Annotated in this window: 13 protein-coding genes; 2 read left to right on the forward strand and 11 right to left on the reverse strand. The window is 57.5% G+C overall.

From position 1 onward, the window contains the following. Positions 1-48: 48 nt before the first annotated feature. Both nusA and rimP read right to left on the reverse strand, forming a co-directional pair. Positions 49-1,032 (reverse strand): transcription termination factor NusA, encoded by a 984-nt coding sequence (nusA, locus tag AB4Y71_RS06045; protein WP_013348378.1) that lies wholly within the window; start codon positions 1,030-1,032, stop codon positions 49-51. 2 nt (positions 1,033-1,034) lie between these two features. Further along, positions 1,035-1,601 (reverse strand): ribosome maturation factor RimP, encoded by a 567-nt coding sequence (gene rimP, locus AB4Y71_RS06050; RefSeq protein ID WP_013348377.1) that lies wholly within the window; start codon positions 1,599-1,601, stop codon positions 1,035-1,037. A 175-nt stretch (positions 1,602-1,776) separates the two neighbouring features. Here rimP and AB4Y71_RS06055 point away from each other — a divergent pair, with 175 nt between their 5' ends. Together AB4Y71_RS06055 and AB4Y71_RS06060 are read left to right on the forward strand one after the other, a co-directional pair. After that, positions 1,777-2,850 carry a hypothetical protein gene (locus AB4Y71_RS06055; protein ID WP_441718724.1) on the forward strand — a complete coding sequence of 358 codons (1,074 nt, stop codon included), beginning with the start codon at positions 1,777-1,779 and terminating at the stop codon, positions 2,848-2,850. A 459-nt stretch (positions 2,851-3,309) separates the two neighbouring features. Continuing rightward, positions 3,310-3,741 carry a hypothetical protein gene (locus AB4Y71_RS06060; protein WP_441718727.1) on the forward strand — a complete coding sequence of 144 codons (432 nt, stop codon included), beginning with the start codon at positions 3,310-3,312 and terminating at the stop codon, positions 3,739-3,741. Here the strand turns inward: AB4Y71_RS06060 and AB4Y71_RS06065 are convergent, their stop codons facing one another. From AB4Y71_RS06065 to ispG, 9 genes are all read right to left on the reverse strand, one after another. Then, positions 3,742-4,557, reverse strand: coding sequence for a TSUP family transporter (locus AB4Y71_RS06065; RefSeq protein ID WP_013348373.1), 816 nt, complete (start codon positions 4,555-4,557; stop codon positions 3,742-3,744). It lies immediately after the preceding gene. A gap of 36 nt (positions 4,558-4,593) precedes the next feature. Beyond that, on the reverse strand, positions 4,594-6,381 hold the full coding sequence (locus AB4Y71_RS06070; RefSeq protein WP_441718730.1) for a proline--tRNA ligase: 1,788 nt from the start codon (positions 6,379-6,381) through the stop codon (positions 4,594-4,596). A gap of 818 nt (positions 6,382-7,199) precedes the next feature. Continuing rightward, positions 7,200-8,996, reverse strand: coding sequence for a flavin-containing monooxygenase (locus tag AB4Y71_RS06075; protein ID WP_441718732.1), 1,797 nt, complete (start codon positions 8,994-8,996; stop codon positions 7,200-7,202). A 119-nt stretch (positions 8,997-9,115) separates the two neighbouring features. Then, the gene (locus AB4Y71_RS06080) at positions 9,116-10,282 is read right to left on the reverse strand and encodes a GAF domain-containing protein (protein ID WP_441718735.1); all 1,167 of its coding nucleotides are present in this window, start codon (positions 10,280-10,282) and stop codon (positions 9,116-9,118) included. Positions 10,283-10,393: 111 nt separating this feature from the next. Beyond that, a complete protein-coding gene (locus tag AB4Y71_RS06085) occupies positions 10,394-11,134 on the reverse strand; it encodes a hypothetical protein (RefSeq protein WP_441718738.1) in 741 nt (246 codons plus the stop codon). Between the two features lie 335 nt (positions 11,135-11,469). Beyond that, on the reverse strand, positions 11,470-12,219 hold the full coding sequence (locus AB4Y71_RS06090) for a hypothetical protein (protein WP_441718741.1): 750 nt from the start codon (positions 12,217-12,219) through the stop codon (positions 11,470-11,472). Positions 12,220-12,271: 52 nt separating this feature from the next. Then, positions 12,272-12,964, reverse strand: a complete 693-nt coding sequence (locus tag AB4Y71_RS06095; RefSeq protein WP_441718743.1) for a hypothetical protein — start codon at positions 12,962-12,964, stop codon at positions 12,272-12,274. A 102-nt stretch (positions 12,965-13,066) separates the two neighbouring features. Next, a complete protein-coding gene (locus AB4Y71_RS06100) occupies positions 13,067-13,879 on the reverse strand; it encodes a GNAT family N-acetyltransferase (RefSeq protein ID WP_441718746.1) in 813 nt (270 codons plus the stop codon). A 37-nt stretch (positions 13,880-13,916) separates the two neighbouring features. Beyond that, positions 13,917-15,083, reverse strand: a complete 1,167-nt coding sequence (ispG, locus tag AB4Y71_RS06105; RefSeq protein ID WP_013348362.1) for a flavodoxin-dependent (E)-4-hydroxy-3-methylbut-2-enyl-diphosphate synthase — start codon at positions 15,081-15,083, stop codon at positions 13,917-13,919. Positions 15,084-15,111 lie beyond the last annotated feature (28 nt).

The raw sequence follows: 15,111 nt of genomic DNA on the forward strand, positions 1-15,111 counted from the left end.
CGAAGCTAGGCGTCCAATACGCTGAACTGGATTTATACCACGAGCTCCTTAGAGCTGTGGTTCCTTGCCGCCGGACGCAGCGAGAATGTCGATGCGCCAGCCGGTGAGCTTCGCGGCCAGGCGGGCGTTCTGCCCTTCCTTGCCGATGGCCAGCGAGAGCTGGGAGTCAGGAACAACCACGCGGGCACGGCGTTCTTCTGCATCCAGGATCTCTACCGAGATGACCTTCGATGGGGACAAGGCAGCTGCGATGAACTTCGCTGGATCCTCGTTGTAGTCAACGATGTCGATCTTCTCGTCGTTCAGTTCATTCATCACTGCACGAACTCGGGTTCCCATTTCGCCAATGCAAGCGCCCTTGGCGTTAACGCCGGCCTTGGTTGCATGCACGGCAATCTTGGTACGGTGGCCAGCTTCGCGTGCCAGTGCTTCAACTGCAACGGTGCCGTCAGCAATTTCTGGAACTTCCATTTCGAAGAGCAGGCGAACCAGGTTCGGGTGCGAGCGGGACAGGGTCACTGCCGGGCCCTTGTTGCCGCGTTCTGCGGACACAACGTAGGCGCGCAGGCGGTTGCCGTGCTGGTACTTCTCACCCGGGGACTGCTCCACTGGTGGCAGCAGTGCTTCCAGATCACCGATTTTGACCTGCACCATGTGCGAAGAGTAGCCCTGCTGGATTACACCGGAAATCAAGGTGCCAACGCGGGCTGCGTATTCGCCAACAACCTGTGCGTCTTCTGCTTCACGCAAACGCTGCATGATTACCTGGCGGGCGGTCGATGCCGCGATACGGCCAAAGCCGTGCGGGGTGTCGTCGAATTCGCCCAGCAGCACGCCTGCATTGTCACGGTCCTCAACCAGGATCGCTACGTGTCCGTTGCTGCGCTCAATGTGTGCGCGGGCACCGGGCATTGCACCTTCGGTTTTGTTGTAAGCCAGCAGCAGGGCCGACTCGATGGTTGGAATCAGGACATCCATTGGGATGTCTCGGTCTTTTTCCAGGATGCGCAGCGCATTCAGATCAATATCCACGCTTAGCCCTCCAAATCTTCAGTATCGATGGTGTCTAATAGTGCGTCATCGAAGTTCAGTTCTGGATCGACAACAGCTTTACGGATATTTTCAAAGGCATGGGTGGCAGGATCAAGCACCTTGACCTTCATGCCCTTTTTGGCCGGCTCGCGGTGTTCAGCAACCAAAACGTCGCTGTCGTTGACCTCAAGCAGGCGTCCACGAAGCTTCGTGCCGTCGGCCAGCGAAATCTTGACCATGCGGTTGATGGCGCGGATCCAGTGGCGCTGGGCGGTCAACGGGCGGGAAAGACCTGGGGAACTAACTTCGAGCTCATATGGAGCGGCCGACGCGTAGACGGCATCCTTGTCCAGGGCGTTGGAGATGGTGGTGGTAACTTCACCGAGTTCATCGAGGTTCAGCGATTCATGTCCGTCGGCCTTGTCGACAATGATCTGCACGATCATCTGCTTGCCGGAGGGACGCAGGCTCACTTCTTCTAAGAGAAGCCCGTGGGATTCTACTTCCTTGGAGAGCAATGCAGTCAGGCGCTGCGCTTCCTGTTCGGTATCGGCCGGCATTCCGGTCATGGATATCCTCCCACGCTATTCGATGTTGTCCGTTAAGCCTATATTGCGTTGCGCTCATTGAGAACATCTAAACGGTCTCAGGTGAAGGAACTCACGCCCAATTTCCCTTCATCGTGGCGCGCAGCACCGTACTTGCCCCATTTCTGCGCATTGAGCATGGCATGATCGAATCGCTATGACTGAAAAATCGCCGCATTCGCCTTCTCGCACCACAACGTCTGTACGCCGCGCTCCAGGCTGGATCGCTCCAGTTTTGTCCGGGGTGCTAGTCGTGGCAGTGACTTGGGGCATCGGCAGCACAGTCTTTCGCGGTGCGTTGGTTGAGCGTGGACTGCCCGAGACTGTCAACGAGGCCAGCGACGATGAACGCACGATGTGGGAGCTGGGCGCACAGCTGGAGGATCTGGCTTCCCAAGCCCGGAAATTAGCCGAATTGGCTCCGGGGGAATCCGCGTCGAGCGTGGCTGCGTTGGCAAGTTCCCTATCTCAGGGTTCGGCTCTGCTGGGCCAGTTGCGCTTCGATGATCAGCAGCCCGTGGCACTTGCGCAAAGCTACTCCCCCGAAGCAGTGGTTGAGCTTGCTTCGAAGGTCAGTGCCGTGTCCGCTTCGATGCCTGATTTTTCCCAGGCCGAGCTTGGCAGGGACTCGATGCTGGCTCAGATAGCTTTCCAAATCAATCTCGATGCGCGCGGCACCGTCGCCGCCCTTGGCGAAGAACAGGATCTCGGCTTGGCCTTGCCGCTGAGCGAGGTCTCGGGTGAAGCAGATCAGAATGATCAACCGGTAGCATGCCTGCCCGATGCCGCTTTGCTGGATCCGGCGAAGAAGATCACCGAAGCGCAGAACATCGAGCCAACGGCAGTAGCCCGGGCTTTGGATCGTGGCTACGCACTTGATTTCCTGTTGCAGCTCAAGGCCGCCCGCGGGGCGGATGCAGCCAAGGATGCCATTGAGGCTCGACGTAGTGAATTGGGCCGGCAGCTTCACGCTCTGCGTAGCATTGTTGATGGACAGTGCGCGGATCTACGTGAACCTGCCTATGCCCTGCCGGAAGATGGTTTAGCCAATTTAGCTGCGCTAGCCCAGGGCGCCGAGCAGGATTTCGCTGATGCGCTGGTCATCGCGGCAGGAAATACCGATGGAGAGGCCGGAACACAGATCTCCGCTACAGCCTTTAGCGTCATTCAAGCTCTGCACAGCTCCGATCCAGCGAACCGCATACTGGAAAACGCCGCCGCCGGAGAATAAACCCGAAGCGACCGGCCTTGAATGCTTAGTGGTCACAGAAAATTATTACAAAATAATCACAAGGACTATTTATCCACCGGGGAATCAGTCCAATTTTCAAAGCTGCCACGAAGTTCCAAGGTCCATGGGATGCTTTTCCTGCTCATGCAGTCCCATCTCCGAAGATTCGTAAAACTGGTATTTCACATGCGTATATTAGGATTCGGAAACGAACTTAAATTTTAGGGGATAAATTTCCACTCCTTATTTCAATGACTGCAGCGATAAATGAATGACGCTCCAATTTCCCTGCCCTCGAAATTCTCAGGGAAAAGGTTTATCGTGAATTACAAGTGCTCGAGGTTTGGTTTTCAATCCGAAGATTCGGATTGCAATTCTCCGCTTCCCGCCACTTTATTGAGGAACTATCAATATGCAGCTAGGTCGTCAATTGGAGGTTGGATAATGCCAGGTCGATTCATGCGTTCGAAGATAGCTGAACTGGTTAGCGAAGCAATCGGTTCGCGCCAGGGCCGCGAGCAACTCAGCGCGCACGGGTGGGTACAGGGAATGCCGATTGTGATCGCGCAACCCGAAGAAATCGTCAAAGATGTGATGTCGCTTGTGGCCGCACACCAGCCACCGGTGCTTGTTGCTACGTTCAATCCCGAAGACAACGAGTTGTGGTTCTTGTACGTTGCCATTGGTTGCACGGCGTTGAAGGTCGAAGATCCGCTAGAAGAGCACACCAGCATCGGAGAACTCTATAAAATGGCCGTGGGCTCCAGCTTCTTGGCCTTCAGGATTGCCCAGATGCCAACAAGTTCAGTGGTCCATGCAATGGAACCGCAGCGGGTCAGGCACCATGCCGGTTACCGGCCCGTCAATATTTCCGCAGTCAACGGCCGCTAGCTACGCGCGGCCGGCCAGAATCAAGTCCGAGCCGAGTTTGAGGATCAGACCGGAAACGACAATTACAAAGACTATGCGGATGAAGGCGCTGCCCTTGGAAATTGCCATGCGTGCGCCCAGATAGCCGCCGAGCATGTTCATCACGCCCATGGCAAGCCCCAGCCCCACCAGCACGTGCCCCGTCGGGACAAAGAGCAGCAGCGCACCCATATTGGTGCACAGATTCACGATCTTGGCCTTGGCTGAGGACTGCAGGAAGTTGTACCCCAGTACGGTGACCATCGCGATGATCAAGAATGAACCGGTGCCCGGTCCGATCATGCCGTCGTATCCGCCGATGACCAGGCCAATCATGATCGCCCGCAGGTAATGCGCACGGCCGGTGTAGCGCAGCCGGGACAGCTCCCCCGCCTTGGGCTTGAGAATGGTGAAAAGCAGCACCGCGATCAATGCCGCGATGATAATCGGCTGGATGGCTTCAGCCGGCAGGATCGTGGCCAACGCGGCTCCGCCGAAGGCTCCTGCCATCGCAGTTATGGCCATTGGGATAGCGGTCTTCAGATCCGGACTGGTGCGCCGATAGTAGGTCACGGCACTGGTCGTGGTGCCGAAAATGGACCCCAGCTTATTGGTTGCCAACGCCTGGACCGGGGTAACACCGGGAAATAGAAGCAGCGCGGGCAATTGGATCAGGCCGCCTCCGCCAACCACCGCGTCGATCCATCCCGCACCCAAGGCCGCCAAAAGCAGGAGGACCAAGGGCCAGATGGAGACGGGTTCGCCGTTGACGGAGAGGAATTCCAAGATCTCTTGCACCGCGCTGCTCCCTATTCAGTTGTGTGCTGTTTCGGCCTAGGCGGTCAGTTCAGCAACGACGTTCTCGACGTTGACGTCACGGCGTTCGCCGGTGGCGCGGTCCTTGACCTCGACGACACCGTCAGCCAGGCCGCGGCCCACAACGACAATAGTTGGAATACCGATCAGTTCTGCGTCTGAGAACTTCACGCCGGCCGAGACCTTCGGACGGTCATCGAGGATGACTTCCCTGCCGGCGGCTTCGAACTGGCCAGCCAGCTTCTCGGCAGCTTCCAGCAGCTCCGGGCCCTTGCCGGTAACCACGATGTGGATGTCGGCAGGGGCGACCTGCTTTGGCCAGGCCAGGCCGTTCTCGTCGTGGTATGCCTCAGCCAGCGCTGCGACCGCACGGGTTACGCCAATGCCGTAGGAGCCCATGGTCACCACGGTCTGCTTGCCGTTCTGATCCAGGACCTTCAGGTTCAGCGCTTCAGCGTACTTGCGTCCAAGCTGGAAGATGTGTCCCATCTCGATGCCGCGCTCGGTGCGCAGCGGGCCGGAACCATCCGGTGCTGGATCGCCAGCAACCACGTTGACCGACTCGATGGTGCCATCGAAGCTGAAGTCGCGTTCTGCCACCAGACCGAAGACGTGCTTGCCCTTTTCGTTGGCGCCGGTGATCCACGAGCTGCCCGAAACCACGCGAGGATCAACCAGGTAGGTGATGCCGCTGGTGCCTTCGGTACCCAGGACAGCGTTATCCAGGCCGTTGCCTGGGCCGATGTACCCGGCAACCAGTTCTGGGTGCTTGGCCAGATCTGCGGCGTTCGCTGCCTCGACGATGACTTCACCGGTGATGTCCAGTGCAATGCCAACCGTTGCTTCAACGCGCTTGAGGTCGACCTGGCGGTCACCTGGTACACCGATAACGGCCAGCTGGCGGTTGCCTTCTGGATCGATGACAGCCAGAACCACGTTCTTCAAGGTGTCCTTGGCTTCCCAAGCACCGGATTCGCGTGGACGCAGCGAATTGGCTGCTGCGACCAGGGTCTCGATGGTTGGGGTATCAGGGGTATCGAGTACCTCAAACGCCGGTGCGCTGGTGTAGTCGATAGCCTCTGGCACCACGGTGGTGACGGCTTCCACGTTGGCAGCATAGCCGCCTGGCGAACGCACGAATGTGTCCTCGCCGATAGCGGTAGGGTGCAGGAATTCTTCGGACTTGGATCCTCCCATGGCACCTGCCTGAGCGAACACTGGAACAACTTCCAGGCCCAAGCGCTCGAAGATCTTCAGGTACGCACCGCGGTGGGCCATGTAGGCCTCATCCAGACCTTCATCATCGATGTTAAAGGAGTAGGAATCCTTCATGATGAATTCACGGCCGCGCAGCAGGCCAGCGCGTGGGCGTGCTTCGTCGCGGTACTTGTTCTGGATCTGGTACAGGTAAACCGGCAGGTCCTTGTACGAGTTGTACAGGTCCTTAACCAGCAGCGTGAACATTTCCTCGTGGGTTGGAGCCAGGAGGTAGTCCGCATCCTTGCGGTCCTTGAGGCGGAACAGGCCATCGCCGTATTCAGCCCAACGTCCGGTCTGCTCATAAGGTTCACGTGGCAGCAGTGCCGGGAAGTGAACTTCCTGTGCACCAATAGCGTTCATTTCCTCGCGAACGATAGCTTCAACTCGCGCAAGGACCTTCAAACCCAACGGCAACCAGGTATAAATACCCGGGGCCGCACGACGGATGTAACCAGCGCGTACCAGCAACTTATGGCTGGCGACTTCGGCGTCAACCGGATCTTCACGCAAGGTGCGCAAGAAGGTAGTGGAAAGCTTCAAAACCACTCGGGGTGTCCTTTTCCGTCCGTCGACTCCCGAATCGTTTTCGGGTGCCGACTAGCTATGCAAAATCAAATGGGTTTTGGCCGCAAAGCCGGCCTGGATCAATGCTACCGCTTCCCACGACTTCCCAATAAATTCAAGGGCATTAGCGGGATCGTGTTGCGATAGTTCAGGTGCTTTCGCAACGTGGAATTCGTGGCCTTGGCTACATGGAGGCCGCCCTGAATCCCGCTACCACAGGGAGTCTCTTCGTGCATTGCTGCCCCAGCGACGCGGTTTCTTCCTGTTCAGCCCCGGGATTGCAACAGATATGGCTGATATTCCGGTCTCTGGGATTCGAGCCAATGCGACTGATCCTGCAGCCTCTCGGGGTGCTGGCCGTTGAGACGGATTCAACAAAAAGCTGATCGCATGATGTGGAATTTTCCCGCCCACTTGGCCGAAACCCGATTCCTTGCTCCCCATGCAGCCGGTGCACGCGCGCTGTCCGCGAGGGATCGCGCCGCCCACGGCGTGATCAACCGATGACCTTGGAGCGCAGGGAGCCTTTGGAGCAGAAGTCAGAGCAGGCCGAACATTGCCGGCCGGAGCATCCGCCCCAAGGCTGAAGGCAACGATCGCTGAATTCACCGGCAGTGCGCGCATTTTCATTGAATTCATTTCAAGTTGGGAGAGGTATTCAGGCCACTCTATTTCAAAAGAATTTCGAGATAAAGCCTTGTGGCCACCACGCGGCTGATGCACAGCGGACCCGGAGGATCTGCAAAGTTGCATGATCTTCCGGGTCCGCTAGTGCCATTGCTCGCCAAGCAGCGGCCTGGTTAGGCGCGATGGTGGGTTTCGGCGAGCGCGTAGACCGGTGTCGGGACTCCTTCAAACCGGGCTTTGAGCTGCAGCCCCAAATACTTGGAATAGTGCCGGGACTGGTGCAGGTTCCCTCCGTGGAACCACAGGTTCTTGACCTTGGTGGGCTTCCACATGTTGCGCAGTTCACCTTGCCATGGGCCGGGGTCCTTGGCGGTGTCAGATCCCAAGCCCCAGCATTTGCCCACTTCGTCTGCGACTTCTTGCGAAATCAGCTTCGCAGCCCATCCGTTCATCGACCCATAGCCGGTCGCGTAGACCACCGCATCGGCCGGCAGCTGCGTGCCATTTGCCAGGACGACGGAGCTCTCGGTCAAATGGGAGACCTCGCCCTTGGCCAGGGCGATGGATCCGTCGGCTACCAGCTCGCTGGCTCCGATATTGATGTAGTAGCCCGAGCCTCTGCGCAGGTACTTGAGGAACAGCCCGGAGTCGTCGTCTCCAAAGTCCAGGTCGAATCCTGCATTCTCCAAGGACTGATAGAACCCAGCGTCTTGCTCGCGGATCTGTGCAAAGGCGGGTTTGTGGAACTCGGGCAGGACTTTGTACGGGATCGACGCGAAGATCAAATCTGCCTTGTTGTGGTCGATTCCGGAGGCGAGCGCTTCTTCGGAATACAGTCCGCCAAGCACGTGCTTCATCAGCGATTCAGAACGCACAATGTGCGTGCTGGAGCGCTGGACCATGGTGGGATGGGCCCCGTTTTGCACCAGGTCGGCGCAAATGTCGTGTGCGGAATTGTTTGCGCCGATCACCACGACGTTCTTGCCTGCGTAGCGTTCACCGCCCGGATGCGTCGAAGAGTGGTTCTGCTCCCCGGTGAACTGTTCGGCACCGGGGTACTGCGGGATGTTGGGAATTCCGGACATGCCGGTGGCGAGGACCAATTGCGTAGGGCGCAGGGTCAACGGGACGCCATCTCGTTGAACCTCAACGATCCACCCGTCGCTTTCTGGATCCTGGCGGGCGCTGGTAGCCTCGGTCAGCGGCCAATAGTCCAGCTCCATGAGCTTGGTGTAGCTTTCGAGCCAATCCCCCATTTTGTCCTTGGGCGTGAAGACTGGCCAGTGGTCGGGAAATTCGATGTACGGCATATGGTCGTACCAGACCGGATCGTGCAGGGCCAGGGAGTGGTAGCGCGAACGCCATTGGTCGCCCGGGCGCGGATGCTTGTCAATGACCAGCGCGGGCACTCCCATGCGCTTGAGCCGAGCCGCCAGACCGATGCCGCCTTGACCGCCGCCGATAATCAGCGTGTAGGGCTGCTCGGTAATGCCCAACGATTGCTGCTGCGCAATGCGCCGGTCCAGCCAGTTTTCCTTGCTCATTGACGAACCGTGCTCCGCGCCGAGTTCGCGCCGGGGCCCGGCTGGTTCCGGGAACTCGCGCAGCCCTTGTGCGGTACTGAGCAGGGTCCAGCACTTGTTATCGCGCAGCCGGAAGAGCCCTAGCCCTTCCATCCGGTCGTTTTCGAAACTAAACCAGGCCTCAATGACCCCGTCAGCATCTGCCGCGCCGGTCACCTGGATGTTCCTGGGCCAAGCGCCCCGCTCTATGCCCAGAAGCATCTTGGCAATGTCCTCTTTGCCTTCGCTGGTGTGCAAGTTCCATGTCAGTGCGGTCAGATCCCGCCAATAGCATTCATCACCAAAGAGCTCGGTTGCACTTTGCACGTCACCCACCTCCAAGGCTTGCTGCAACTGGGTGGCCCATGCTTGGGCATGGGCTTGTGCTTGTAGTTCATTGCTGGACATGCTCATCACTTCACTTCATCGCCGGAGGAGAATCTATGCGACGGTAGGCCGCCTGAAAGCAATACTATGATCCACGCCACAAATAAGAAGCGTTGCAAAACGTTGCACTCCAGATGGGATTAAGTCACCACCGGCACAACCAGACGATAGGGGCGGGAAGCGATCAGCCCATGGAGTTTAGAGCGCAGCCGGGAGATCTCAGCGCGAATGGTGACGTTGGGCGTTCCAGCTGGCCACAGCTGTTGCAATTCCTGCAGCGCTACCCCAGACGGGCAGGAAGCGAGCAAAGCCAGGATCTGCCAATGCTTTGCACTGAGCGGAATGCGAGTTGTCCCGCTGGGCGAATGCACCACGGCCTGCGGATTTGTTCCAGCGATCAATTCCAAACTGGCATCCTCTTGGGTTCGCAGCAGCACCCAGCCTCCAGCGGTGCTGCGCGCATCGACCAGTCCCACTCCTGGGATCCAGTTCTGCCCTTCGCTCATGGACCGCGGCAAGCTAACGCGGGAACCGACGCTATACCCATGGGCAGCGGCCACTGATCCCTGTGCATCGACCAGCAGGTATTCGCCCTTCGGCACTGCGGTATTCAGCTCCAGAAGCTGCATTTTCAATGCATGTGCGGCGCGCAGCATGGATTCGGCCTCTCGGGCCACGGATGTGGCCAGGGCCAGCGAATGCGGGTGCGCTGTGCGGAAAGATCCTGCCAGGGTAATCGTGCCAACCAAGCCCGTCGTGCAAGGATTGATGACCGGCGCAGAGGTGCAGACCCATGAATGCTGTTCTTCGCGGGCATGTTCGGGACCAAAGATCTGGACTGGCGCCCTTTCGGCCATGGCGGCACCGATTCCATTGGTTCCAACATCGGCTTCGCGCCATCGGGCCCCGGGAATGAATCCAATGCCGTCGCTGCGGCGCCGTACCGTCGAGGGGCCATGGACCCACAGCACATAGCCCTGCTGGTCAGATATCACCAGTTGGTTTCCGGCTTGCGTGGCCAAGGAGAGCAAACGGTCCCGGAAGAGCCCTACCAGTCCGTTGAGTTCTTGATTGGACTCCCTGCGTTGGCCGATGGCCGCAGAGTCCAGCGGCACGATGCCTTTTCCTAGCGAACCTGCACGCGACCATGAGCGGGCCACTACGGGCCGTACCAGTTCCGGGATGCTAGCGCCCTGAGCCCAATGCTGATACAGGTTCCTGAGACTGCGCGCTTTGCTTGCCGGGTCTTCGCCGGCGGTCAAGGCAGCTTGTATGGGCTCGCGCGTTATCCCATGTTCCAGAGTCATTTACTGAGAATGCCACGGCTTGCGCTTCTTTGGGAAGCGTTCTGCTGTTCAAAGACGTCAAAGCCCTTCCGGTTCTGCGAACAGGAAGGGCTTTGATTGACTATTGAGTTCTTACTTGGCCGCGGCTTTGACCTCTTCAACAGCCTTATTCAGTTTTTCAACGAGAGTCTTCACGGCTTCATCGTCGCCTTGTTCGGCAGTTATGGTCTGCGAAACGGAAACTACGTTCTCGCCTACAACACCCTGAATCTGGTACGAACCACCAGGCACTTCAGTTCCGTTCATCACCACAGCCGTGTGCGTCGCGATGGTCGAGTCAGCATCGGAGTCGGCCTCAAGGATCTGGGCGGAAGCGGAAACCTCTTGGCCCGCAACGCTCATCGCGAACTCATCGCACCCCTGCAAGTCCTTGGCATCAATCATCTTCTTGACCGTATCCAACTTGGAAGCATCCTCGTAGCCGGCCACGGAGTAGCTGTTGCTCTCACCAGTTGCATTCACCTCGATCGCTACAGCCATGTTGATACCCTCAAGATCCTGGGTTCCTTGCTGGGAGACGTACTCAGCGCATTTTTCAGGCTTGATCTCCATCTGATCAATCAGGCCCTTGGCACTTTCTAACGAGCCGCTGAGCGCTTCGCTATCCAATACCTGTACATTCTCGCCCTCGCCGCCCAAAGTCTTGGCAACTGCAGCGGCCTGCTCAGCGCTCAATGCCGGGAGGCCAGTGCTTTCCTGCTGCTGAGGAGCTTCGGACGAGCCGGTTTCTGCTTCGGTTCCTGCGTTAGAGCCGCAACCGGCCAAGACAAAGGCAGCTGCAACAGGCAGCACCCAGAATGAACGCTTCTTCATGGTGTTTTCCTCACGTTGTGGTTGGATAGCCAGTTATAGCATTTCACAATATGTTGGAAATAAAAGCACTACCAAGGAGTGTTACAGCGAATTGAATAGTACCAACTTTAAATTTGAAGGGTCAAAAGTTTAGCCCCTTGTACAGAGCCCCAGAAATCCACCAGTCAAACGAGATTCTTCCCCCTGCGCGCAGAAAAATCCCCGACGGGTTGGAAATGATTCCATCGCCGGGGATTTTATTATGGCTAGAAGAGCCTTGATTCGAATGGCCGCGGTACTGCTACCTGTTGCTAAACCACCGCGTACTCAGGGGAACTGCTGTCATCGGATAGAAGCTACTGTGCCGCTTCAAGCTCAGCGAATGCCTGATCAGTCAGCTGAACTGCCTGGGCGGCCAGCTCGGCTGCTTGCTGTGTTCCGGTCTGCAAGGTAACCAACACGAATTTGTCACCCTTCAAGGCCTGCACAGCTACCGAAGTCAAAGTTTGTCCACCGCCTGCATCCATCGAGGTAGACATGGTCAACGACTGGTCGGCTTTGACATCCAGTGGCAGGATCTGTCGTTCAGCTTCGATCTGCTCGCCACCGAGCTGCAACTTAACTTTTTCACAGCCCTCCAGATCATCAAGCTTCAAGGCCTTCGAGATGTTGTGGCGGGTAGCTTCATCGGTCAAAGCGAATATCTGCACAACTTTACCGACGGCTTGCGAGGAACTGGTTGCCGTTGCCGATACCGATGCAGTCAAATCGGTCACCGTGTACTTGGCGTTCAGCTCAGCACATTTTTCCGGCTTGATTCCGCTGGGCTGATCCGCTTCCTTGGCGATTTTCAGTTGTTGCTGCATTTGCGCGTTGCCAATGACCTGTACTGCTTGGTCTCCGTCGAGAAGATTTTTGGCGATGGCTTCAATCTGCTCCCCCGACAATTTTCCGGCCTTGCCTTCTCTCTCCGGTGGGGATGCTTTTTGCGACTGTGCTTGCCCGCTTGCACTATCAGTGCTTTCCGAACTTTGTTCTGCAGAGCAGCCGGTTACAGCCAGCATGAAGGCAATCGGCAAAGCCCATAGGGTCAAACGCTTAGTCATATCGGTCTTTCTGTTGTTTTCTCCGGGGCTTACATTGGGAGGTTGGCGCCGGTCACCGATTGAGTTGGCCCAGGAGAGTTTGCACCGCCACGGTTGCTGATGAAACTTGTTCGGCAGCTGTCCCGGATTTCCGCTTCTCTTGCAGCCCGATAAGAACGTTCGAGTTGGCCGAACGAACGATAAGTTGCTGTTCTGTAGTTGAGCCGTCGCTGCTGGTCACTACATAGCTTTCGTTCAGCGCGGCCTGGGTATCTACAGGTTGCTTAGCCAGGTGGTAGGCGCGGGATTCATCTCCGGATTTCACCGTATAGCGGGAGCAGCCTGAACTTTCTTCGCTCTTTGCCTGCCATTGTTCCTTCAGGACTTCTTCGTCCTTGAATAGGGCAACGGTCAGGTAACCGCCGGGATATTCAATAGCGCCCATGGTGGCATTTTCCAGTTGCTCGGCAATAGGCGCGGCAAAAGTAACGCCGCATTTGCTGGGATTCACTTCAATGTTTTCCATCCAGTCCTGTGCAGCTGGAATGCTGGAACGCAACGCTTTGTCCCCGAATACCTTGGCCTCAGGCATGGATTCAGCGAACTCCTGCAATTCAGTCTCCAACTGCTTTGCATCCAGCACTACCGCCGTGGAATTACTGTTGTTGCCTTTGATGGGACCATCTTCTGAGCAGGAAGCCAAGAGCAGTACGGAGAATACGCAGGACACCGCCATGATCTTCTTGCCGGTAAATACTGCTGGCACAATTCTCCCTGCCTGTGGTTGCAATACCTACGAGTCTAAGAGATCCTGACGCACTTCACGCAAATTAAGAAAACTTCGAGACAATCACCCGGAGGGCAAGTGCTAGAACAGGATCGTGGCGAAGGTGCCGACCTGCTCGAAACCGATGCGCTGATAAGTCTTGATTGCCGCGGTATTGTAATCGTTGACGTACAGGCTCACAATTGGGGCGAACTGCTTGGCATAGTCCACGGTGGCAGCCATATAGCCGGCGGCGAGGCCCTGCCGGCGGTATTTCGGGTTAACCCAGACACCCTGGATCTGGACTGCTTTGTCAGTGACAGTGCCTAGATCAGCCTTGAAAATAATGTTGCCCCGCTGATCGCAGTCGATCAGGGTATGCCCATCACGGATGAGCTGCCGGACTCGGTTTCGGTAAAAGCTTCCGCCGTTTTCCAACGGCGAGTAGCCAAGTTCTTCTTCAAACATCGCAGCACTGGCCGGCAGCACCAGATCGAATTCTTGAACTTGCGCTGGGCGAAGCTGGTTACGGCGAATACTCGCCGGGCATTCCGTGATCGCCATCAACGGCTGATTATCACGGACGTCGAAAATTTCTAGCTGACCGCCTTGCAAAACGTCATGCATCGCCAAAACGGTTTCTGCCGGCCCGAAGACCGAGGCGAAACGCTGCCGGGATTCAAGGGCATGCGCCGCATACCTCTTGGCGTCTTCGGCCGGCATGGCGGTGGGCGCCAAATTGGCGCCCACCCAGCATGCCGATTCAAGACCATCATCGCCGTCTAGCCCAATGATGTGGGAGAACCCATCTGGTACGGCTGAACGGTGCAGGCTCACCTGGGAACGGGTGAAGATATTGGCGACGGGGTCGCGATCGAGCAGCTCAATGAGGGCTGTCGTATCACGACGGCTCAAGGTGCGCGGCTCCCCCTCGGCGCTTCGCCGGCTGATTCTAGCTGACGGAGACCACGGGAGAACCCGAGGAAGGATTCTCGTCATTGTCCAGTCCCATTTCTGCTGCCAAACGGTTGGCTTCTTCAATCAAAGTCTCGACAATCTGGTCTTCGGGAACAGTCTTGATGACTTCACCCTTGACGAAGATCTGTCCCTTGCCGTTGCCCGAGGCGACGCCGAGGTCGGCATCGCGTGCTTCGCCCGGACCATTGACAACGCAACCCATGACGGCCACGCGCAGTGGTGCCTTCATCCCTTCCAGACCAGCGGTGACCTGCTCGGCCAACGTGTACACATCAACCTGGGCACGACCGCATGACGGGCAGGAAACGATGTCCAGCTTGCGCGGACGCAGGTTCAGCGACTCCAGAATCTGGTTGCCGACCTTGACCTCTTCAACCGGAGGAGCCGACAGCGATACGCGGATGGTGTCGCCGATGCCCTTGGAGAGCAAAGCGCCGAATGCGGTAGCTGACTTGATGGTGCCCTGGAATGCTGGACCAGCTTCGGTCACGCCCAGGTGCAGTGGCCAGTCGCCACGTTCTGCGAGCATCTCATATGCGCGAACCATGATCACCGGATCATTGTGCTTCACCGAGATCTTGAAGTCATGGAAGCCATGCTCTTCAAACAGGGAGGCTTCCCAAACGGCTGATTCAACCAGCGCTTCAGGAGTGGCCTTGCCGTACTTGGCCAGCAGGCGGCGGTCCAGCGAACCGGCGTTAACGCCGATCCGGATGGAAGTGCCATGATCCTTGGCAGCCTGGGCGATTTCCTTGACCTGGTCATCGAACTGGCGGATATTGCCCGGGTTCACGCGCACCGCGCCACAGCCGGCCTCGATGGCGGCGTAGACGTACTTTGGTTGGAAATGGATATCGGCAATGACCGGGATCTGCGACTTCATCGCAATGATCTTCAGCGCTTCCGCATCCTTATCAGTTGGGCACGCAACACGAACAATGTCGCAGCCTGCAGCGGTCAGCTCAGCGATCTGCTGCAAGGTGGCGTTGATGTCGTAGGTCTTGGTGGTAGTCATCGACTGAACCGAAATCGGCGAGTCGGAGCCGACACCTACGGATCCAACCTGGAACTGGCGAGTCTTACGACGTGGTGCGAGTACCGGCGGTGGGCCTGCCGGCATGCCTAGGCTGACCGAAGTCAATGGACGCCTCCGAATAGATTGTGGGTAT

This window comes from Glutamicibacter sp. MCAF14 (genome assembly GCF_052114325.1).
Taxonomy (GTDB): domain Bacteria; phylum Actinomycetota; class Actinomycetes; order Actinomycetales; family Micrococcaceae; genus Glutamicibacter; species Glutamicibacter arilaitensis.

Bases quoted from the DNA above. Each gene is read 5' to 3' on its own strand.
- AB4Y71_RS06055 (WP_441718724.1), top strand. From the start codon at position 1,777: ATGACTGAAAAATCGCCGCATTCGCCTTCTCGCACCACAACGTCTGTA.
- AB4Y71_RS06075 (WP_441718732.1), bottom strand. From the start codon at position 8,996: ATGTCCAGCAATGAACTACAAGCACAAGCCCATGCCCAAGCATGGGCC.
- AB4Y71_RS06060 (WP_441718727.1), top strand. From the start codon at position 3,310: ATGCGTTCGAAGATAGCTGAACTGGTTAGCGAAGCAATCGGTTCGCGC.
- rimP (WP_013348377.1), bottom strand. From the start codon at position 1,601: ATGACCGGAATGCCGGCCGATACCGAACAGGAAGCGCAGCGCCTGACT.
- AB4Y71_RS06090 (WP_441718741.1), bottom strand. From the start codon at position 12,219: ATGACTAAGCGTTTGACCCTATGGGCTTTGCCGATTGCCTTCATGCTG.
- AB4Y71_RS06085 (WP_441718738.1), bottom strand. From the start codon at position 11,134: ATGAAGAAGCGTTCATTCTGGGTGCTGCCTGTTGCAGCTGCCTTTGTC.
- AB4Y71_RS06080 (WP_441718735.1), bottom strand. From the start codon at position 10,282: ATGACTCTGGAACATGGGATAACGCGCGAGCCCATACAAGCTGCCTTG.